Here is a 19,360-nt window from a genome sequence, read left to right on the forward strand (position 1 = left end):
GCCTCCTCGGCTGAGGCGGCACCGTCGCACTCCGGCATCGGGTCGATCAATCGCCCCACCGGAACTGCTGCCGTCGGCGCCCGGTTGTTATTCGGCGGCCCACGCGGTATCGATTCCGACCTATTTGCAGTGCAGCAGAGGCAGCATGGCCATCCACGTCGCCCTCACGCACGAGACCAGCTACCGCTACGACAAGCCGGTTTCGCTAGGACCGCAGGTGATCCGGCTCCGCCCGGCGCCGCATTCCCGCACCAAGATCCTCGGCTACAGCCTGAAGGTCGAGCCGGCGGAGCATTTCCTCAACTGGCTGCAGGACCCGCAGGGCAACTACCTGGCCCGGGTCGTGGTCCCGGAGAAGACCGACCGCTTCAAGGTCACGGTCGACCTGGTCGCCGACATGGCGGTCATCAACCCGTTCGACTTCTTCGTCGAGCCGGAGGCGGACCAGTATCCCTTCGAGTACGCCCCGGAGCTGAAGCACGACCTGACGCCCTACCTGAAGGCCGACCCGGTCGGGCCGCTGCTGCAGAAATGGCTGGCAGAGGTGCCGACCGGCGAGCACCAGATCGTCGACTTCCTGGTCATGCTGAACCAGCGCCTGCAGGCCATGATCGGCTACATCGTGCGGCTGGAGCCCGGCATCCAGACGGTCGAGCAGACCCTGGGCCTCTGCAAGGGCTCGTGCCGCGACACCGGCTGGGTGCTGGTGCAGATCCTCCGCAATCTCGGCCTGGCCGCCCGCTTCGCATCGGGCTACCTGATCCAGCTGAAGCCCGATGTGAAGGCGCTGGACGGCCCGTCCGGCACCGAGGCGGACTTCACCGACCTGCACGCCTGGGCCGAGGTCTACATTCCCGGCGCCGGCTGGATCGGCCTCGACCCGACTTCCGGCCTGCTTTGCGGCGAAGGCCATATCCCGGTCGCCTGCACCCCGGACCCTCGATCGGCGGCACCGATCGAGGGCATGGTCGAGCCGGCCGAGGTCGAGTTCGAGCACCACATGGCGGTCACCCGGGTGCTGGAAACGCCGCGGGTCACCAAGCCCTACAGCGATGCCCAGTGGCAGGCGATCGACCGGATCGGCCGGCAGGTCGACGCCGACCTGGAGGCCGGCGACGTGCGCCTGACCATGGGCGGCGAGCCTACCTTCATCTCGATCGACGACCTGGACGGCGACGAATGGAACACCGCCGCGGTCGGCCCGACCAAGCGCAAGCTCGCCGACACCCTGATCCGACGGCTGCGCGACCGGTTCGCGCCGGACGGCCTGCTGCACTACGGCCAGGGCAAATGGTATCCGGGCGAGAGCCTGCCGCGCTGGGCGTTCGCCCTGTACTGGCGCGGCGACGACATGCCGCTGTGGCGCACCGACAGCCTGATCGCCCGCGAAGGGGTGGACTACAAGCCGACCGCCGCCCAGGCCGAAGCCCTGACCCGGGGTATCGCCCGGCGCCTGGAGGTCGACGAGAACGCGGTGCTTTGGGCCTACGAGGACCCGATCCGCTTCGTCGACCGCGAGAGCAAGCTGCCGGACAACGTCGACCCGTTCGACTCCAAGCTCGACGACCCCGAGGAGCGTGCCCGCCTGGTCCGGGTGTTCGACCGCGGGCTCGGGCAGCCGGTCGGCACGGTCCTGCCGATCCAGGCCTGGCAGTCGCGCGACGGCGGCCGCAGGTGGCTGACCGAGGTCTGGCAGTCCCGGCGCGGCCGCATCATCCTGGCCCCCGGCGACTCGCCGGTCGGGCTGCGGCTGCCGCTCGGCACCCTGCCCTACGTCCCGCCCGCCAGCTATCCGTACTTCTACCCGACCGATCCGTTCGAGGACCGCGGGCCGCTGCCGTCGCCGCGGCCGGGTCAGGCCGTCGTCCCCGGCCGCCCCGCCGAGGCCGAGGCCCGGCAGGAGACCCACCCGCAGGAACTGCCGGCATCCGCCACCGAGCGGGCGGTGCGGACCGCTATGGCGGTCGAGCCGCGCGACGGCCGGCTCTGCGTGTTCCTGCCCCCGACCCGCTCGATGGACGAGTATGTCGACCTGCTGGACGCGGTCGAGGGCGCGGCCGTCGAGATCGGCACCGCGGTCCATGTCGAGGGCTATACCCCGCCGCACGACCCTCGGGTGAACATGATCAGAGTCACGCCCGATCCCGGCGTGATCGAGGTCAACATCCACCCGGCCCGCAGCTGGGAAGAGCAGGTGGCGATCACCGAGGCGATCTACGAGGAGGCCCGGCTGTCGCGGCTCGGCACCGAGAAGTTCCTGGTCGACGGCAAGGCCGTCGGCACCGGCGGCGGCAACCACGTGGTGGTCGGCGGCGCCCGGCCCGAGGACAGCCCGTTCCTGCGCCGCCCCGACCTGCTGCGCAGCCTGGTCGCCTATTGGCAGAACCATCCGTCGCTCAGCTACCTGTTCTCCGGCCTGTTCATCGGCCCGACCAGCCAGGCGCCGCGCATCGACGAGGCCCGGCACGACCAGCTTCACGAGCTGGAGATCGCGTTCCGCCAGGTTCCTGACCCGTCGGCCGGGCACATCCCGCCATGGCTGGTCGACCGGATCTTCCGCAACCTGCTGATCGACGTCAGCGGCAACACCCACCGCACCGAGATCTGCATCGACAAGCTGTACTCGCCCGACGGCCCGACCGGCCGGCTCGGCCTGGTCGAGTTCCGGGCCTTCGAGATGCCGCCGCATCCGCGCATGAGCCTGGCCCAGGGGCTGGTGCTGCGGGCGCTGATCGCGTGGTTCTGGAAGGCGCCCTACCAGGGCCGGCTGAAGCGCTGGGGGACCGCCCTGCACGACCGCTTCATGCTGCCGCACTTCGTGTGGCAGGACTTCGAGGACGTGCTGGCCGACCTGCGCGGTGCCGGCTACGCGGTCGACCCCGACTGGTACCGGCCGCATCTGGAGTTCCGGTTCCCGACCATGGGCAGCATCGGCTGGCGCGACCTGCAGGTCGAGATCCGGTCGGCGCTCGAGCCCTGGCACGTGATGGGCGAGGAAGGCGCGGTCGGCGGTACCGTGCGCTATGTCGACTCCTCGCTGGAGCGGCTGCAGGCCCGGGTCACCGGCTACGACCCGACCCGCTATCGCGTCACCTGCAACGGCTGGGACCTGCCGCTGGCCCCGACCGGCCGCAACGGCGAGGCGGTGGCAGGCGTGCGGTTCCGGGCCTGGCATCCGGCCGCGGCGCTGCACCCGACGATCGGCGTGCACGCCCCGCTGACCTTCGACGTGGTCGACGACTGGACCGGGCGGGCGGTGACCGGCTGCGTCTACCATGTAGGCCATCCGGGCGGGCGCAGCCATGAGACCTCGCCGATCAACGCCTTCGAGGCCGAGGGTCGGCGACTCGCACGGTTCGAGGCCATGGGTCACACACCGGGTCGGTCCGCATCGGTCAGGCAAGCCGTTGATAATCCGGAGTTTCCACTGACGCTGGACCTTCGCCTGACGTGATCGGATGCTGCGTGCTAGCGTCCCGCTCCCCACGTGCCGGAAACCAGAATGCCGCCGAGCGCCGCCGTGCACCCCGATGACCCCGACGATCTGCTGACCGGCTACCGCACGGTCGAGGGGATCTACGACGAACTCGTCGCGCCGGAGGGCGAGCGCCGCGGCTACTGGCAGGGATTTCTCGACGGGATGCGAATGCTGCCGGCCGGCGAGGTGGCGCAGCACTCCGAGACCGCGCTCCGGCTGATCCGGCAGCACGGCGTCACCTACAACGTCTACGGCGACCCCAAGGGCGAGCAGCGCCCGTGGGAACTCGACGTCATGCCCCTGCTCATCCCGGAGCACGAGTGGCAGGTGCTGGAGCGCGGGCTGAAGCAGCGCGCCCGGCTGCTGAACGCGATCCTCGCCGACCTGTACGGCCCGCAGACCCTGATCCGCGACGGCGTGCTGCCGGCGGCCCTGGTCTACGCCAACCCGCACTTCCACCTGCCCTGCCACGGCATCGTCCCGCCCTACGAGACCTTCCTGCAGCTCTACGCGGCCGACCTGGCGCGCTCGCCCGACGGGCGCTGGTGGGTGTTCAACGACCGCACCCAGGCGCCGTCCGGCGCCGGCTATGCGCTGGAGAACCGGGTGATCACGGCGCAGTGCCTGAGCGACCTGTTCCGCGAGGGCCGGGTCAGGCGGCTGGCGCATTTCTTCCAGGCGCTGCGCGAGAACCTGCGGGCGCTGTCCGGCAAGGACGACCCGCGGATCGTGCTGCTCACGCCGGGCCCGCTGAACGAGACCTATTTCGAGCACGCCTTCCTGGCCCGCTATCTCGGCTATCCGCTGGTCGAGGGCGCCGACCTGACGGTGCGCGACAACCGGGTCTACCTGAAGACCGTCGGCGGGCTGCAGCCGGTCGACGTGATCCTGCGCCGGGTCGACACCGAGTGGTGCGATCCGCTCGAACTGCGCCCCGATTCCGCGCTCGGCATCGCCGGGCTGGTGGAGGCGGCGCGCGCCGGCCACGTGACCATCGCCAACGCGCTCGGTTCCGGCCTGGTCGAGTGCACGGCGCTGATGGGCTTCCTGCCCGGCCTGTGCTCGCACCTGCTCGGCGAGGAACTGATCCTGCCGCATATCGCCACCTGGTGGTGCGGCCACGAGAACGCGCGCGAGCACGTCATCGGCAACCTCGACAGCCTGGTGGTGGCCCGGACCTTCCAGTCTCCGACCCTGGTGTCGGCCGACGCCGGGCAGGTCCTGGGCTCGGAACTGACGGCCGAGCAGCGCGCCGACCTGATCGAGCGCATCCGGCAGCGCGGCTACGAGTATGTCGGCCAGGAGGCGATCACCCTGTCGACAGCCCCGGCCTGGGACAACGGCCGGCTGATCGCGCGGCCGATGGCGCTGCGGATGTACGCCACCGCGCTCGGCGACGACTACGTGGTGATGCCGGGCGGCCTGACCCGGATCTCGTCGAGCAACTCGACCCGCGCGGTGACCATGCAGCGCGGCTCCGGCTCGAAGGACACCTGGGTGCTCTCCTCCGCCCCGGTCGACAGCTTCAGCCTGCTGCGCCAGGAAGAGACCTCGCCGGTGCTGCGCCGGGCCGGCGACGACCTGCCCAGCCGGGCCGCCGACAACATGTACTGGCTCGGCCGCTATGCCGAGCGGACCGAGAACCACATGCGGCTGCTGCGCAGCCTGCTGACCCGGCTGGCCGAGGATCCGGTCCAGGACTCCTCGGCCAACCTGGCGATCCAGAAGCTGCTGTACATGCTGGCCCGGCCCGGCGACATCGACGGGCTGATGCGACGGCGCGGCCGGACGCTGTCGGCGACCCAGATCGAGCAGCGGGTCCAGGCCTATATGTTCGACCCGAGCGAGCCGAACGGCATCCCGCAGCTGGTGCAGACCGTGAACCGGGTCGCCTCGCTGACCCGCGACCGGCTGTCGCTCGACGCCTGGCGCACCCTCGACCAACTGCACCAGGACGTGCTGCGGCAGCGCCCGCGGGTGTGGCTCGACATCGGCGACGCCTCGGCGGTGCTCAACGACATGCTGCGCACGATGTCCGCCTTCTCCGGCCTCGGCATGGAGAACACCACCCGGACCCAGGGCTGGCGGTTCCTCGACATGGGCCGCCGGCTGGAGCGGGCGACCACCATGGCGGGCCTGCTGCGCGGCCTGCTGGCGATGGGTGACCCCGAGGGGCACGGCTTCCTGGACCGGCTGCTTGAACTGGCCGACAGCTTCATGACCTACCGGGCCCGCTACGTCAGCACGCCCCGGCTGGTGCCGGTGCTCGACCTGCTGCTGGTGGACGAGAGCAACCCGCGCTCGGTCGCCTTCCAGCTCGACGTCCTGGAGCAGCATGCCGCCCGCCTGCCGCGGTTCGACGATGCCCTCGACCGCTCGCCGGAGCAGCGCCAGATCCTGTCATGCCAAGCGGCGATCCGGCTGGCCGACGTGCGGGCCCTGGCCAAGGCCGACGCGAAGGGTCGGCGGGTCGATCTCGACACCCTGCTGGCACGCGTCGGCAGCGCCATCGGTGATCTGTCCGAAACCATCGGCCGGCACTATTTCAGCCATGCCGACCTCGGCCGTCACACGGAGGCCGCCTCGCTCCGACGGTTCTTTGAGCCGTGACCGGCGCCCCGCCCTCCACGCCGATCCGCTACGACGTCAGGCACCGCACCGACTTCCTCTACTCGGCGCCGGTGTCGATCTCGCATCACCTCCTGCACCTCACGCCGCGCTCGACTCCCAGCCAGCGCACCGAGAGCTGGCGGGTAGCGCTGACCCCGGCGCCGGCGATCCGGCGCGGCGAGGTCGACTTCTTCGGCAATCCGGTCGAGCACCTGACGATCCAGGACGAGCACTCCCGCCTGGTCGTGCAGGCCCGCGGCACCCTGTCGGTCACGGCGCCACCGGCCGTCGATCCGTCGGCCACGCCCACCTGGGAGACCGCCCGGCTCAACGGCTCGGCGGTGACCGACCCCGAGGTGCTGTCGGCCCAGCCCTTCGCCTACGACTCGCCGATGACCCGGTCGAGCGAGGCGGTCTGGGCCTGGGCCCGGGAGTCCTTCGCGCCCGGCCGGCCGGTGCTGGAGGCGGCGCTCGACCTCAACCACCGGATCTTCACCGAGTTCGAGTACGACCCGACCGCCACCACGGTCTCGACGCCGGTCGGCGAGGTGTTCCGGATCCGCCGCGGGGTGTGCCAGGACTACGCCCACCTGATGCTGGCCGGCCTGCGCGGCGTCGGGATCCCGGCGCGCTACGTCAGCGGCTACCTGCTCACATACCCGCCGCCGGGCGGCGAGAAGCTGCAGGGGTCGGACGCCAGCCACGCCTGGGTGTCGATCCGGGTGCCCGGCCACGGCTGGGTCGACCTGGACCCGACCAACGACAAGATGACCACCACCGAGCACGTCACCCTGGCCTGGGGCCGCGACTACGGCGACGTCAGCCCGGTGAAGGGCGCCATCGTCGGCGGCGGCGAGCACGAGGTGAAGGTGGCGGTCGACGTGGTGCCCTTCGAGGCTGCTCTTCGCGCAGCACCTCAGGATGATGGACCTCAACGTTGATAATACTCACTCATCATCCTGAGGCGCCCGGCGCAGCCGGGCCACGAAGGGCCCCCTCGTGCCGCAGCAGCCAGCGCTTGCGCTCGAGGCCGCCGCCATAGCCGGTGAGCGTGCCGTCGGTGCCGATCACCCGGTGGCAGGGCAGCACGACGCTGAGCGGGTTGCTGCCGTTGGCATGGCCGGCGGCCCGGATCGCCGCCGGACGGCCGGCGCGCTCGGCCAGGGCCCGGTAGGTGATGGTCCGGCCGCACGGGATCGAGCGCAGCGCCTGCCAGACCGCCTTCTGGAACGCGGTGCCGCCGGTCTCGACCGGCAGGCTGTCGATGGCCGCGAGATCGCCGGCGAAATAGGCTGCAAACGCCGTGCTGGCACCGCCCGGATCGGCGGCCGGGCGCAGCCGCACCTCGCGCCCGCGGTACAGGGTGCGCAGCAGGTCGTTGAGCCGGTGCTCGTAGTCCGCCCAGTCGACGGCGCGCAGCCGCCCGGCAGCATCGGCAACCACCAGGAGCTCGCCGATCGGGGTCGGCAGCCGGTCGACCAGGAAGTCGAGCGCCGCGGCCACGGTAGCCACCCGCTACTTGTAGAACGTCGCCTTGGCCTTGGAGGTCGGGGCGATGCGCTCGACGCAGCCGGCGATCTCGCCGCCGGCGTCGGCGCAGGCGGTCACGTCGTTCAGCAGGATCGAGCCGATCTTGTCGCAGCCGACACCCGACACGTCGAACAGCTTGACCGAGGTCTTGCCGGCGCGCAGCGGCGCCGCGTCGATGGCCAGCCACTTCTGGATGATGCCGCCGGTATCGAACACCAGCAGCTCCATCTTGAATTCCTTGTACTCGGTCGTGCCCTCCGGCCGGACCACGAAATACGCCCGGCAGCTGCCCTCGATCGGCTCGAGCTTGTTCAGCTCGATGGCAATCCCCTGCTTGGTCTGGGCCGAGGCGCCGGCTGCCAGACCGGTTGCGGTGGCGAGCGCCAGCACCCCACCGACGATCGCAGTCGCCAAACGACGCATGCCTTGTCCTCCGTTTCCGTCCACCCGGAAGGGACTCCCATACCCGCGATATGTGACGGCCACAAGGCAAGTTGCGAACGGATCGCAGGGGTGGCCCGGAGCCGGCCTTGACACACCGGGCAGCGAACTTGATAAGCGGAGGGCCGACGGTTCCCCAGCCTGGGGATTGAAAGGGAACGCGGAGCGCGCGCCGGGTCGGTGCGCGAAGCCGCGGCTGCCCCCGCAACTGTGAGCGGCGAGCGAAGGGTGACCATGCCACTGCCCCCGAATCGGGGCGGGAAGGCGACCCGGAGCCGAGACCCGCGAGCCAGGAGACCTGCCGTCGGCCGTCGCCCGTTCCGGCCCGGGGTGCGGCCAGAGCGCGGGGTTTCCCCGGCGACGCCAGGCGTGCACGAAGGCGGCTCCCCCGAGCCCCCGGACGGAGGCCAGCATGGCGCAAAAAATTCCCGCGACCGTCGTCACCGGATTCCTCGGTGCCGGCAAGACCAGCCTGATCCGCCACATGATCGAGAACGCCGGCGGCAAGCGGCTCGCATTCATCATCAACGAGTTCGGCGACCTCGGGGTCGACCGCGAACTGGTGCGCGGCTGCGGCGACGAGAGCTGCACCGACGACGACATCGTCGAGCTGACCAACGGCTGCATCTGTTGCACCGTCGCCGACGACTTCCTGCCGACCATCAGCGCCCTGCTGGACCGGCCCGAGCCGCCCGAGCACATCATCATCGAGACCTCGGGCCTGGCCCTGCCGAAGCCGCTGGTCAAGGCGTTCGGCTGGCCGGAGGTGCGGACCCGGGCCACGGTCGACGGGGTGATCGCGGTGGTCGACGCCGCCGCCGTCGCCGCCGGCCGGTTCGCGACCGACGTGGACGCCGTACAGGCGCAGCGCGCAGCCGACCCGTCGCTCGACCACGAGAGCCCCTTGGAGGAGCTGTTCGAGGAGCAGTTGGGCTGCGCCGACCTGATCGTGCTGAACAAGACCGACCTGATCGACGCAGACACGCTGGCGCGTGTGAAGGCGGAAATGGCCGGGCACATGCGCCCGGCGGTCCGCACCCTGTCCGCCGTCGGCGGCGCGCTGTCGCCGTCGGTGCTGCTCGGCCTGGGGGCCGGTGCCGAGGACGACCTGGACAGCCGGCCGTCGCACCACGACGACGGCCACGAGCACGACCATGACGACTTCGCCAGCATCGTCGTCGACCTGGGCGAGATCGCCGACCCGGCGGCGCTCGAGGCGCGGATCAAGGGTGTGGCGACCCGCCACGACATCCTGCGGGTGAAGGGCTTCGTCGCGGTGCCCGGGAAGCCGATGCGCATGATCGTCCAGGGCGTCGGCGACCGGGTGCAGCGCTACTTCGACCGGCCGTGGGAGGCCGGCGAGATCCGCACCTCGCGGCTGGTGGTGATCGGCCAGACCGGCTTCGACGCCGAAGCGGTGGCGGCGGAACTGCGGGCGTGAACGTTTGCCGCCCGTCGCGGGGTGGGTTCCGGCTCGTCCGCGCCTGGACGGCGCGTCCGTCCGGAATGACGTCATGAATAGTGGTCGTCATTCCGGACGGGACGGGCCGCGCCAGCGGACCGGATCGAGCCGGAACCCACCGGCCGCCACGACGGGCCTGACGGGGACCGCCTGATGCACCTGCTCGCCACCCGCTCGGGCGCGGTTGACGACGGCTCGGAGGCGGCCGACCTCGGACAGACACCCGGTGACGTCGTGGTGCTGTCGGCCGCCGACACCGACCTGGCCGGGCTGGCGACCGCCCGGGCCCGGCGGCCGGCCGGTGCGACGACGCTGCGGCTCGCCAACGTCATGCGGTTGCTGCACCACCTGTCGGTCGACCTCTATGCCGAGGAGATCGTCGCCAAGGCCCGGCTGGTGGTGGTCCGGCTGATCGGCGGGGTCGCCTACTGGCCCTATGGCATCGAGCAGATCGCCGGGGCCTGCCGCGAGAACGGCGTGGGCCTCGCCTGCGTGCCGGGCGACGACACGCCGGACGCCGACCTGATGGGCCGCTCGACCCTGCCGGCCGAGGCGGTGCACCGGATCTGGCGCTACCTGCAGGAGGGCGGACCGGAGAACGCCGGGCAGATGCTGGCCTATGCCGACGACCTGCTGGGCCGCGGCGGCGATTGGCGGGAGCCGGCGCCGATCCCGCGCGCAGGGCTGTACTGGCCCGGCCTCGACCGGCCCGACCTGGACGCCATCCGCGCCCGCTGGCCGTCGCCGGACGCCCCGGCGGTGCCGCTGGTGTTCTACCGCGCCCTGGTGCAGGCCGGGCAGCTCGCCCCGGTCGACGCAATGGTCGAAGCGCTCGCCGAACGCGGCCTGGGAGCCGTGCCGATTTATGCCCAGAGCCTGAAGGAGCCGACCTCGGCCGCGCTGGTGTCCGACACCCTGGCCGCCTGCCCGCCGGCGCTGATCCTGAACGCGACGTCCTTCGCGGTCTCGCAGCCCGGCAAGCCGGTCGACGGCCCGTTCGCCGCCAGCGACCGGCCGGTGCTGCAGGTGGTGTTCTCAAGCGGAGCGAGGGATGCGTGGGAGACTGGGACCCGGGGGTTGGGCCCGCGCGACATCGCCATGCATGTGGCGCTGCCGGAGATCGACGGCCGGCTGCTAACCCGGGCGGTGTCGTTCAAGGGCGACGGCCGCTGGGACGAAGCGACCGAGTGCCCGATCGTGGCACCCGAGCCGGTCCCGGACCGGGTCGCCCATGTCGCCGACCTGGCCACGGCCTGGGCCCGGCTCGGCGCGACGCCGCCGGCCAAACGGCGGATCGCCCTGGTGCTGGCCAACTACCCGACCAGGGAAGGCCGGCTCGGCAACGGCGTCGGCCTCGACACCCCGGCGGCGACGGTAGCGATCCTGCGGGCGCTGCGCGAGGCCGGCTATGCGGTCGACGGCATCCCCGAGGACGGCGACGCGCTGATGCGGACGCTGAGCGCGGGCCCGACCAACGCGCTGGAAGGCCGATCCGGCAAGGCCGGCGGCGAGGACCTGACGCTCGCCGACTACGCCCGTTTCCTCGACCGGGTGCCTGCAGCCGCACGCACGCTCGTCACCGACCGCTGGGGCGCGCCGGCGGCCGACCCGCATGTCGAGGGCGACCGGTTCCGGCTCGCCGTCCACCGGCTCGGTAACGTCGCAGTGGCGATCCAGCCGGCGCGCGGCTACCACATCGACCCGAAGGCCAGCTACCACGACCCCGACCTGCCGCCGCCGCACGGCTACCTCGCCTTCCACGCCTGGCTGCGCGACGCCTTCGACGCCCATGCCGTGGTGTTCGTCGGCAAGCACGGCAACCTGGAATGGCTGCCCGGCAAGGCGCTGGCGCTGTCGGAGAGCTGCTTCCCGGAGGTGGCGCTCGGCCCCCTGCCCGTGCTGTACCCGTTCATCGTCAACGACCCCGGCGAAGGCAGCCAGGCCAAGCGCCGGATCGCCGCCACCGTGATCGACCACCTGACGCCGCCGCTGACCCGCGCCGAGCTGCACGGCCCTCTGCAGGAGCTGGAGGCACTGGTCGACGAGTATTTCCAGGCCATGGGCGTCGACCCGCGCCGGCTGCCGCTGCTGTCCGAGCGCATTCTCGACGCCGCCCGGCGCACCGGGCTCGACAAGGACGTCGGCATCGACCCGGACGAGGCCGACGAGATCGCCCTCGGCAAGCTGGACAATCATCTGTGCGAGCTGAAGGAGCTGCAGATCCGCGACGGGCTGCACGTGTTCGGCAGCGCCCCCCAGGGCCGGCTGCTGACCGACCTGCTGGTTGCCCTGGCCCGGGTGCCGCGCGGCCGCGGCGAGGGCGGCGACGCCTCGCTGCCGCGGGCGCTGGCCGCCGACCTGGGCCTCGCCGGCTTCGACCCGCTCGACCCGGACCCGGCCGCCGCCTGGGCCGGCCCGCGCCCGGAAGCCCTCGCCGCCGTCGACGGCCAGCCCTGGCGCACCCAGGGCGACACGGTCGAGCGGCTGGAGATCCTGTCGGCCGCACTCGTATCCGGTGATGCGCCCTGCCCCGCCGCATGGCCCCGAACGGCCACCGTGCTCGACCAGGTCGAAAGCCGGCTGCGACCGTCCGTGTTGCAGTCCGGGCCGGACGAGATCGCCAACCTGCTGCGCGGGCTCGACGGCCGTTTCGTGCCGCCCGGCCCTTCCGGTGCGCCGAGCCGCGGCCGGCCGGACGTGTTGCCGACCGGCCGCAACTTCTACTCGGTCGACACCCGGGCGGTGCCGACCCCGGCGGCCTGGACCCTGGGCTGGAAGTCGGCCGGCCTGGTGCTCGACCGCTACCGCCAGGAGAACGGCGACTGGCCGCAGCGGCTGGCGGTTTCGGCCTGGGGCACCGCCAACATGCGCACCGGCGGCGACGACATCGCGCAGATCCTGGCGTTCCTCGGCGTGCGCCCCGAGTGGGAACCGGCGTCCGGCCGGGTCACCGGCTTCGAGATCCTGCCGCTGTCGGTCCTCGACCGGCCGCGGGTCGACGTCACGGTGCGGGTCTCCGGCTTCTTCCGCGACGCCTTCCCGCACCAGATCGACCTGATCGACAGCGCCGTGCGCGCGGTCGCCGCCCTCGACGAGCCGGCCGCGCTGAACCCGGTCGCGGCCCGCGTGCAGGCCGACGCGGAGCGCATGACCGCCGCCGGGGTCGACGAGGCCTTGGCGAAATCCCGCGCCGCCTTCCGGGTGTTCGGCTCCAAGCCCGGGGCCTACGGCGCCGGCCTGCAGGCGCTGATCGACGAACGGATATGGGACACCGAGGCCGACCTGGCCGAGGCCTATCTGGAGTGGGGCGCCTACGCCTACGGCCAGGGCGCCGAGGGCGCGTCCGAGCCGGACCTGTTCCGCGCCCGCCTGGCCGGTGCCGAGCTGGTGGTGCACAACCAGGACAACCGCGAGCACGACCTGCTGGACAGCGACGACTACTACCAGTTCGAGGGCGGCATCACCGCCGCGGTACGCCATCTCTCGGGCGCCCAGCCGACGGTGTTTCACACCGATTCCAGCCGCCCCGAGAGCCCGAAGGTCCGTACCCTCGCCGAGGAGATCGCCCGCATCGTGCGCGGCCGGGCCGCCAACCCCAAGTGGATCGCCGGCGTGATGCGCCACGGCTACAAGGGCGGCTTCGAGATCGCCGCCACGGTGGACTACCTGTTCGCCTTCGCCGCCACCGCGCGCTGCGTCGACGACCACCATTTCGAGCAGCTGTTCGACGCGTACCTCGAGGACGACACGGTGCGCGGGTTCCTGGTGGACCACAACCCGGCGGCCCTGAAGGAGATCGCCGAACGCTTCCAGGAAGCCATCGACCGCGGCCTCTGGCATCCGCGGCGGAATGCGGTGCAGGATCGGCTCGCGGCACTCATGGAGGGAGAGACCCGATGACCGAACAGACCATCGACCCCGAAATCGCCGCCCGGCACGCCGAGAAGATGGCGAAGAAGCGCGCCGCCCGGAACAAGATCATGGCCACCAAGGACAAGACCGGCGGCCTGCTGATCGTCCACACCGGCAAGGGCAAGGGCAAGTCGACGGCGGCCTTCGGCATGGTGTGCCGGGCGATCGGCCACGGCATGAAGGTCGGCGTCGTGCAGTTCGTGAAGGGCAAATGGGAGACCGGCGAGCGCAAGGTGCTGGAGGCGTTCCCCGACCAGGTGTCGATCCGCACCATGGGCGAGGGCTTCACCTGGGACACCCAGAGCCTGGAGCGCGACGTCGCCGCCGCCCGCGCCGCCTGGGAGGCCGCCAAGCAGCTGATGGCGGATCCCGACATCAAGATGGTCCTGATGGACGAGCTGAACATCGTGCTGCGCTACGACTACCTGCCGATCGCCGAGGTGGTCGATACCCTGCGGAGCAAGCGGCCGGACCTGCATGTCATCGTCACCGGCCGCAACGCCAAGGACGAGCTGATCGAGGCCGCCGACCTGGTGACCGACATGACCATGGTCAAGCACCCGTTCCGCAGCGGCTTCAAGGCGCAGGCCGGCATCGAGTTCTGAGGGAGCCGGAGCGACCGACGCCGGCCCTTCGTGGCCCCGCGTTGCGGGGCACCTCAGGGCAACAGGAGGAAACGGGGCGGCATGTCCCTTCCCTGTCGCCCTGAGGTGCGCCCCCGGCCTCGGGCCGGGGAAGCCACGAAGGGCCTGCTTCAGCCGTCCCCGAACACGGCGTCCAGCCACGCCACCACCGCCCGCACCCGCGCCAGCCCGCGCAGTTCGGGGTGGATCATCAGCCACAGCTCGCGCTCCAGCACGGCGTCCGGGTCGTCGAGGCGGGCCAGCCCGGCCGCCCCGTCGCCGACGGCGCGCGGCAGCAGCCCGCGGCCGATGCCGGCGCGGATCGCCTGCAGCAGGCCGCCGCCGTCGTTGACCCGCAGGCCGGCCATGGGCCGGCCGTCGCGCGCCGCCAGTTCCATCATGCGCCGGGCCGGCGGCAGGTCGGCCATGGAGTCGTCGTAGCCGATCCAGGGCAGCGCCGCGGCGTCGGCACCGGTCGGGCCGTATGCGGCGTAGGCCAGACGGCCGATCCGCCGGGCCAGCGGCGCCTGCTCGCCGGTCGGGCGGGCCAGCCGCAGCGCCAGGTCGGCCTCGCGCCGGGTCAGGCTGAGCGCGCGCGGCTCGGCGACCAGTTCCACGGTCAGGTCCGGGTGCCGGGCCAGCAGCGCCGGCAGCGCGGGCACCAGCAGCCGGTCGACCAGCAGCGGCACGGCGGTCAGCCGGACGGTGCCCGCGACCCGCGTATCGGCCCCGGCCACCGCCTCGGCGAGCGCGCCGGCCTCGCCCTCCATGCGCTCGGCCGCTACGGCCGCCGACGCGCCGGCCGCGGTCGGCCGCCAGTTGCCCTCGACCCGGTCGAACAGCCGCACGCCGAGCGCCGCCTCGGCCCGCACGACCCGCCGGGCGACCGTGGTCGGGTCGACCCGCAGCCGCCGCGCCGCCTCGGCCAGCGTGCCGAAGCGGGCCAGCGCCAGGACGATGCGCAGGTCGCTCCAGTCGGGTTCCTGCATTTTCGCAGCCATGGTAGGCCGATCTCCCTCGTGCGGATGCAGCTTCGCCGGTCCACCGTGGAACCGCAAACCCGCCGTCGAGGAGACCGACCATGCTCTATGCCGTGCTGTTCGAGGACGATCCGGCGAAGGCCGACGAGCGCCGCCGGCACATGCCGGCGCATCTCGCCTTCCTGGAACGCGAGGCCGACCGGATCCGCGCCGCCGGGCCACTGCTCGACGGCGAGGCCGGGGCCGGCGGCCTGTGGCTGGTGGAGGCCGACACCGAGTCGACGGTCCGCCGGCTGGTCGAGGCCGACCCGTTCTGGCCGACCGGGCTGCGCCGGTCGGTGCGTATCCTGGCCTGGCGTCAGGTATTTTCCGACGGCCGCCGGCTCGGTTGAGGCTGTCGCAACCGTCAGGCTGGACCAACTTCGTTTCTTAAGAGATATTTAAGTGGGAGACGTTGAAGCTCGGATTCGTCCGAGAAGACGGAGGGGACAGCATGTCGAGAGAGTCGGCATGACGGACGGCGATGAGGGTCCACTGACCGACGTCGACCGCCGCAGTATGCGCATTCTCGCGCGCAGCACCAAGGCTGCCGGTCCGAACAACGCCCGTATCGCCGATCGCCTGGAGAAGGCCGCCGGCACCGGCAACCGGGGCGACTACCGTCGCGCCGAGGAGTCGTTCGACTCCCTGCCGCCGCGCGAGAGGCAGCGCATCGGCACCCATGCCGAGCGCCAGGCGGAGACCGAGAAGGAACTGCTCGCGGCCCGCAAGCTGAAACCCGCGCCGGTCAAACCGAAGCCGCCGGCCGCCGACGACTCGCTGGACTGGAAGCCGCTGATCATGAGCCACAGCCCGGCGACCGACCCGGCCGACGAGGTGGTGGCGAAGCCGGCAGCCCAGGCCCAGGTTCCGCGCCCGTCGGTTCCCAGGCCGATGGCGCCCAACGGCGCTCCCAGGGCCGCACCGAAGGCCGGTTCCGGACGGACCCCGGCGGATCCTTCCGCCGCCCCTGCCCGGGCCAAGCGGCCACCGACGACCGCCGCCCGCCCGGTTGCCGACGAGCCCGAGGAGCCCGACAGGAACTGGGATTGGCAGCGCATTCCCGAGGACCCGGTGCTGAAGTCCACGAGACGGAAGGGGCCTGCGGATCCGATCGCGGAACTGCGCCGCCAGATGCTCGGCGACGACTCCAAGCGACGCTAGCGCTCGGCGACGGCTCCAAGCGACGCTAGCGCTCGATTCCCAGCAGTTGCGGCGCGATCCGCCGCTGGATCGCCGGGTACGGCGCCACGTGGCGCAGCATGGCGTTGCGGACCGCCTGGCCGATGCCCGGCTTCAGGCGGGCGATCCGGAACATCCGGTCGGTGATCGCCAGGATGCGCGCGCCGATCGGGTGACGTTCGGCAGTATATCCGTCGAGGGTCCCGGCCTGGTGTCGCGCGGCGAACGCGCAGGCGTCCCAGATGCCGAGATTCATGCCGCGGCCGCCGGCCGGCGAATGCACATGGGCCGCGTCCCCCGCCAGGAAGCAGCGCCCCTCCTGATAGCGGTCGGCCTGCCGCAGCGCGACGTGAAACGTCGACTCCCAATGAACTTCCCGGACGCTCGCCCCCGGCGGCAGCAGGGCGAGCGCCTCGCCGGTCTGCGAGATCGCCCGGATCCGATCGGGCGCGATCGGTACCGTGAACAGCAGCGACCCGTCGCGATGCAGGAACAGATTTACCTCGCCGTAGCCGTAGTCCCAGTCGAGGGTGACGTCGGCGAGGCTCCAGGTCTCGTCGTAGCGCGAGCCGGTGAACGGGATGCCAAGGGTCTGGCGGGTCAGGCTGCGCGACCCGTCGGCGCCGAGCAGAAGACCTGCCGACACCTCGCTGTCGCCGGCCGCGGTCTTCAGGGCGGCCGTCACCTGGTCGGCGGAGGGCAGCAGGCTCGTCATCTCGGTCTCGCGCTCGACGGCGACGCCGCGCTCCGCCAGCGCCTCCTCGAGAACCCGCTCGGTCTCGCTCTGCGGCAGCGCCAGCAGGAAGTTGAAGCGGTGCCGGGCCTGCGACAGGTCGAGGGTGACCAGCTTCGCCCCGTCGAAGTGCAGGTTGGCGTGGGCGATCCGGATCCCGGCGGCCAGCAGCCGTTCGGTGGCCCCGCTCGGCTCCAGCAGTTCCAGGCTCTGCACGTTGATCCCGGCCGCCTTCGACAGCTTGGTGCGGCTGCCCTCCCGGTCGACGATCCGGACCGAGGCGCCGCGCCGGACCAGTTCGAGCGCCGCGGTCAGCCCGACCGGGCCGGCGCCGGCGATCAGCACATCCAACCCGGCCATGCTCCACCTGCCATGCACCCGTGACGCACAACGGGCCTGACGAACGGGGCCCGCGATGCCATTCTGTCGATTGCCAGCCTATCGGATTATCCAGTGGTTGAGGAGACAGGGGTGCAGCAGCGATCGACAGCAAGGGCGGCACGCCTGCTCGTCTCCGGTGCCGCCGTCGCGGTCGCCCTGTCGGTCAGCGGGCCGGCAGCCGCCCAGGCGCCGTTGCCGGAACCGGCGCCGCCCGCCCCCGGCGCCCCGCCGGTGCTCGAGCGGTCGCTCTACAAGACCCTGGTGTTCGAAGGCGCCACCAACGCCATCGACCTGCTGCTGTTCAGCAGCATCCTCGGCGGACACATCTATGGCGGACCGGCCTTCCTGGCGGTCAACGCCAGCGCCGCGATGGCGATGTACTACGGCCACGAGGTCGCCTGGGGCTATCTCGGCCCGCCCGAGGCCGAGTACGACCTCAAGGACAACCTTCTGAAGGGCATCACCTTCCGGCTGGCCAGCTCGACCCGGGCGTTCGCCGTCGGCCTCGGCTTCACCGGCAATCCGGTGGTGGCGGGCGGGTTCATGGTCGGCAGCGCGGTCGGCGAAACCGTCGTCTACGTCGCCAACGAGTACGGCTGGGCGTTCTACGACGACCTGCGCCGGGCCGATGCCGCGGGGCCGGTCCGGACGATTTCCGCGAACTGGCAGGGAGCACCGCCAAACCGATGAGTACCGGACGAAGGATCCTGACGACCCATGCCGGCAGCCTGCCGCGGCCCGGGCGCCTCGTGCAGCTCTACGCCCACCGGGTGAACGGCGAGGCGATCGACGAGACGGCGCTGGCTGCCGAGGGCGAGGCCGCCACCCGCGCCGTGGTGGCGCAGCAGCGCGATGCCGGCATCGACATCCCGAGCGACGGCGAGCAGGTCCGCGAGGGCTTCTTCCTGTACGTGCAGCGCCGGATGTCCGGCTTCGGCGGGAAATGGACCCGGCGGCCGAGCCGCGAGTTCGAGTCCTATCCCGAGTTCGCCGAGGTCCGCCGGCAGGCGCTGGCCACCACCAAGGGGGTCACCAACTTCTCGCCGCCGATGGCGGTCGGACCGATCCGCTACGAGGACCGCGCCGCCAACGCCGCCGAGATCGACGGGTTCAAGGATGCGCTGAAGGCCGCGGGCGGCGGTTTCGCCGACGCGTTCATCACCGCGCCCTCGCCCGGCATCGTGGCGATGGCCATGAAGAACCAGTACTACCCCGACGATCAGGCCTACCTGACCGACGTCGCCGAGGCGCTCAAGGTCGAGTATGTGGCGGCGATCGAGGCCAGGCTGATGCTGCAGATCGACGCGCCCGACCTGGCGCTGGAGCGGCACCTGACCTATGCAGACCGGCCGGTCGCCGACTTCGTCGGCTTCGTGGAACGGGTGGTGGCCACCATCAACACGGCGATCGAGGGACTGCCGCGCGACCGCATCCGCCTGCATGTCTGCTGGGGCAACTACGAGGGGCCGCACGACCACGACGTGGCCCTGCGCGATATCCTGCCGGCGATCGCCGAGGCCCGGGTCGGCACCTTCATGCTGCCGTTTGCCAACCCCAGACATCAACATGAAATCAAGGTTTTCAGGGATATTCCTCTGAAAAAAGATCAATCCCTGATCGTCGGCTGTATCGATACCCAGACGGCGTTCGTCGAGCACCCCGAAGTGGTCGCCGACCGCCTGGAACGGGCCGCCGAGATGGTCGGCGACCCGGCCCGCATCCTGGCCGGCACCGACTGCGGCTTCGACACCTCGGCCGGCATGGGCCGGGTCACCGCCGACGTGGTCTGGGCCAAGCTGCGCAGCATGCGCCAGGGCGCAGACATCGCGGCCGGGCGGCTGTTCTAGGCATCAACCCGGAGCGGCCGAGCGGCCGGTGGGTCCCGGAGCCGGCCGCTGGCGCGGCCCCTCCGGGATGACGAAAATGGCGAAGCTTCCTGCTCATCTTGTCGTCATCCCGGAGAGTCGGCGTGAGCCGACGGCTCCGGGA

The 19,360-nt window shown here is 71.5% G+C and carries 14 protein-coding genes and 1 riboswitch; of the genes, 10 read left to right on the forward strand and 4 right to left on the reverse strand.

From position 1 onward, the window contains the following. Positions 1–145: 145 nt before the first annotated feature. Genes RIC31_RS00930 through RIC31_RS00940 form a run of 3 tightly spaced genes read left to right on the forward strand, consistent with a single transcriptional unit; the run spans position 146 to position 7,029 of the window. Positions 146–3,454 carry a transglutaminase family protein gene (locus tag RIC31_RS00930; protein ID WP_350100110.1) on the forward strand — a complete coding sequence of 1,103 codons (3,309 nt, stop codon included), beginning with the start codon at positions 146–148 and terminating at the stop codon, positions 3,452–3,454. 48 nt (positions 3,455–3,502) lie between these two features. Further along, positions 3,503–6,088 (forward strand): circularly permuted type 2 ATP-grasp protein, encoded by a 2,586-nt coding sequence (locus RIC31_RS00935; protein WP_350100112.1) that lies wholly within the window; start codon positions 3,503–3,505, stop codon positions 6,086–6,088. Then, positions 6,085–7,029: a transglutaminase family protein gene (locus RIC31_RS00940; protein WP_350100114.1), complete on the forward strand. Its 945-nt coding sequence runs from the start codon at positions 6,085–6,087 to the stop codon at positions 7,027–7,029. Before RIC31_RS00935 ends, RIC31_RS00940 begins: the two co-directional genes overlap by 4 nt. A gap of 13 nt (positions 7,030–7,042) precedes the next feature. Here RIC31_RS00940 and ogt read toward each other — a convergent pair whose 3' ends face one another. Then, the gene (gene ogt / locus RIC31_RS00945; RefSeq protein WP_350100116.1) at positions 7,043–7,600 is read right to left on the reverse strand and encodes a methylated-DNA--[protein]-cysteine S-methyltransferase; all 558 of its coding nucleotides are present in this window, start codon (positions 7,598–7,600) and stop codon (positions 7,043–7,045) included. Between the two features lie 3 nt (positions 7,601–7,603). Next, entirely contained in the window at positions 7,604–8,041 is a 438-nt protein-coding gene (locus tag RIC31_RS00950; protein ID WP_350100118.1) for a Tat pathway signal sequence domain protein, read from the reverse strand. A 130-nt stretch (positions 8,042–8,171) separates the two neighbouring features. Then, a riboswitch (cobalamin riboswitch) is annotated at positions 8,172–8,379 on the forward strand. A 92-nt stretch (positions 8,380–8,471) separates the two neighbouring features. Here RIC31_RS00950 and cobW point away from each other — a divergent pair. From cobW to cobO, 3 genes are all read left to right on the forward strand, one after another. Then, complete coding sequence (gene cobW / locus RIC31_RS00955; RefSeq protein ID WP_350100120.1) at positions 8,472–9,500, forward strand: cobalamin biosynthesis protein CobW; 1,029 nt, start codon at positions 8,472–8,474, stop codon at positions 9,498–9,500. Between the two features lie 174 nt (positions 9,501–9,674). Beyond that, complete coding sequence (gene cobN / locus RIC31_RS00960) at positions 9,675–13,421, forward strand: cobaltochelatase subunit CobN (RefSeq protein WP_350100122.1); 3,747 nt, start codon at positions 9,675–9,677, stop codon at positions 13,419–13,421. After that, a complete protein-coding gene (gene cobO, locus RIC31_RS00965; RefSeq protein WP_350100124.1) occupies positions 13,418–14,038 on the forward strand; it encodes a cob(I)yrinic acid a,c-diamide adenosyltransferase in 621 nt (206 codons plus the stop codon). Before cobN ends, cobO begins: the two co-directional genes overlap by 4 nt. 149 nt (positions 14,039–14,187) lie before the next feature. Here cobO and RIC31_RS00970 read toward each other — a convergent pair whose 3' ends face one another. Continuing rightward, positions 14,188–15,057 (reverse strand): LysR family transcriptional regulator, encoded by an 870-nt coding sequence (locus tag RIC31_RS00970; protein ID WP_350100126.1) that lies wholly within the window; start codon positions 15,055–15,057, stop codon positions 14,188–14,190. Positions 15,058–15,137: 80 nt separating this feature from the next. Here RIC31_RS00970 and RIC31_RS00975 point away from each other — a divergent pair, with 80 nt between their 5' ends. Next, entirely contained in the window at positions 15,138–15,428 is a 291-nt protein-coding gene (locus RIC31_RS00975; RefSeq protein ID WP_350100129.1) for a YciI family protein, read from the forward strand. 118 nt (positions 15,429–15,546) lie between these two features. Next, complete coding sequence (locus RIC31_RS00980) at positions 15,547–16,239, forward strand: hypothetical protein (RefSeq protein ID WP_350100131.1); 693 nt, start codon at positions 15,547–15,549, stop codon at positions 16,237–16,239. Positions 16,240–16,264: 25 nt separating this feature from the next. Here the strand turns inward: RIC31_RS00980 and RIC31_RS00985 are convergent, their stop codons facing one another. Then, positions 16,265–17,350, reverse strand: coding sequence for an FAD-dependent oxidoreductase (locus RIC31_RS00985; RefSeq protein WP_350100133.1), 1,086 nt, complete (start codon positions 17,348–17,350; stop codon positions 16,265–16,267). A 111-nt stretch (positions 17,351–17,461) separates the two neighbouring features. Between RIC31_RS00985 and RIC31_RS00990 the strand changes: the two genes are divergently transcribed. Together RIC31_RS00990 and RIC31_RS00995 are read left to right on the forward strand one after the other, a co-directional pair. Continuing rightward, positions 17,462–18,061, forward strand: a complete 600-nt coding sequence (locus RIC31_RS00990) for a DUF2061 domain-containing protein (protein ID WP_350100135.1) — start codon at positions 17,462–17,464, stop codon at positions 18,059–18,061. Then, entirely contained in the window at positions 18,058–19,218 is a 1,161-nt protein-coding gene (locus tag RIC31_RS00995) for a cobalamin-independent methionine synthase II family protein (protein WP_350100137.1), read from the forward strand. Before RIC31_RS00990 ends, RIC31_RS00995 begins: the two co-directional genes overlap by 4 nt. Positions 19,219–19,360: the final 142 nt, after the last annotated feature.

The sequence above is a fragment of the Thalassobaculum sp. genome, from assembly GCF_040219615.1.
In the GTDB taxonomy this organism is placed as follows: Bacteria; Pseudomonadota; Alphaproteobacteria; order Thalassobaculales; family Thalassobaculaceae; genus Thalassobaculum_A.

What these genes read in the sequence shown, in the direction of transcription:
- RIC31_RS00985 (WP_350100133.1), bottom strand. Translation starts at nt 17,350, where the DNA reads ATGGCCGGGTTGGATGTGCTGATCGCCGGCGCCGGCCCGGTCGGGCTG.
- RIC31_RS00975 (WP_350100129.1), top strand. Translation starts at nt 15,138, where the DNA reads ATGCTCTATGCCGTGCTGTTCGAGGACGATCCGGCGAAGGCCGACGAG.
- RIC31_RS00970 (WP_350100126.1), bottom strand. Translation starts at nt 15,057, where the DNA reads ATGGCTGCGAAAATGCAGGAACCCGACTGGAGCGACCTGCGCATCGTC.
- cobO (WP_350100124.1), top strand. Translation starts at nt 13,418, where the DNA reads ATGACCGAACAGACCATCGACCCCGAAATCGCCGCCCGGCACGCCGAG.
- cobW (WP_350100120.1), top strand. Translation starts at nt 8,472, where the DNA reads ATGGCGCAAAAAATTCCCGCGACCGTCGTCACCGGATTCCTCGGTGCC.
- RIC31_RS00930 (WP_350100110.1), top strand. Translation starts at nt 146, where the DNA reads ATGGCCATCCACGTCGCCCTCACGCACGAGACCAGCTACCGCTACGAC.
- RIC31_RS00935 (WP_350100112.1), top strand. Translation starts at nt 3,503, where the DNA reads ATGCCGCCGAGCGCCGCCGTGCACCCCGATGACCCCGACGATCTGCTG.
- RIC31_RS00950 (WP_350100118.1), bottom strand. Translation starts at nt 8,041, where the DNA reads ATGCGTCGTTTGGCGACTGCGATCGTCGGTGGGGTGCTGGCGCTCGCC.
- RIC31_RS00995 (WP_350100137.1), top strand. Translation starts at nt 18,058, where the DNA reads ATGAGTACCGGACGAAGGATCCTGACGACCCATGCCGGCAGCCTGCCG.
- cobN (WP_350100122.1), top strand. Translation starts at nt 9,675, where the DNA reads ATGCACCTGCTCGCCACCCGCTCGGGCGCGGTTGACGACGGCTCGGAG.
- RIC31_RS00980 (WP_350100131.1), top strand. Translation starts at nt 15,547, where the DNA reads ATGACGGACGGCGATGAGGGTCCACTGACCGACGTCGACCGCCGCAGT.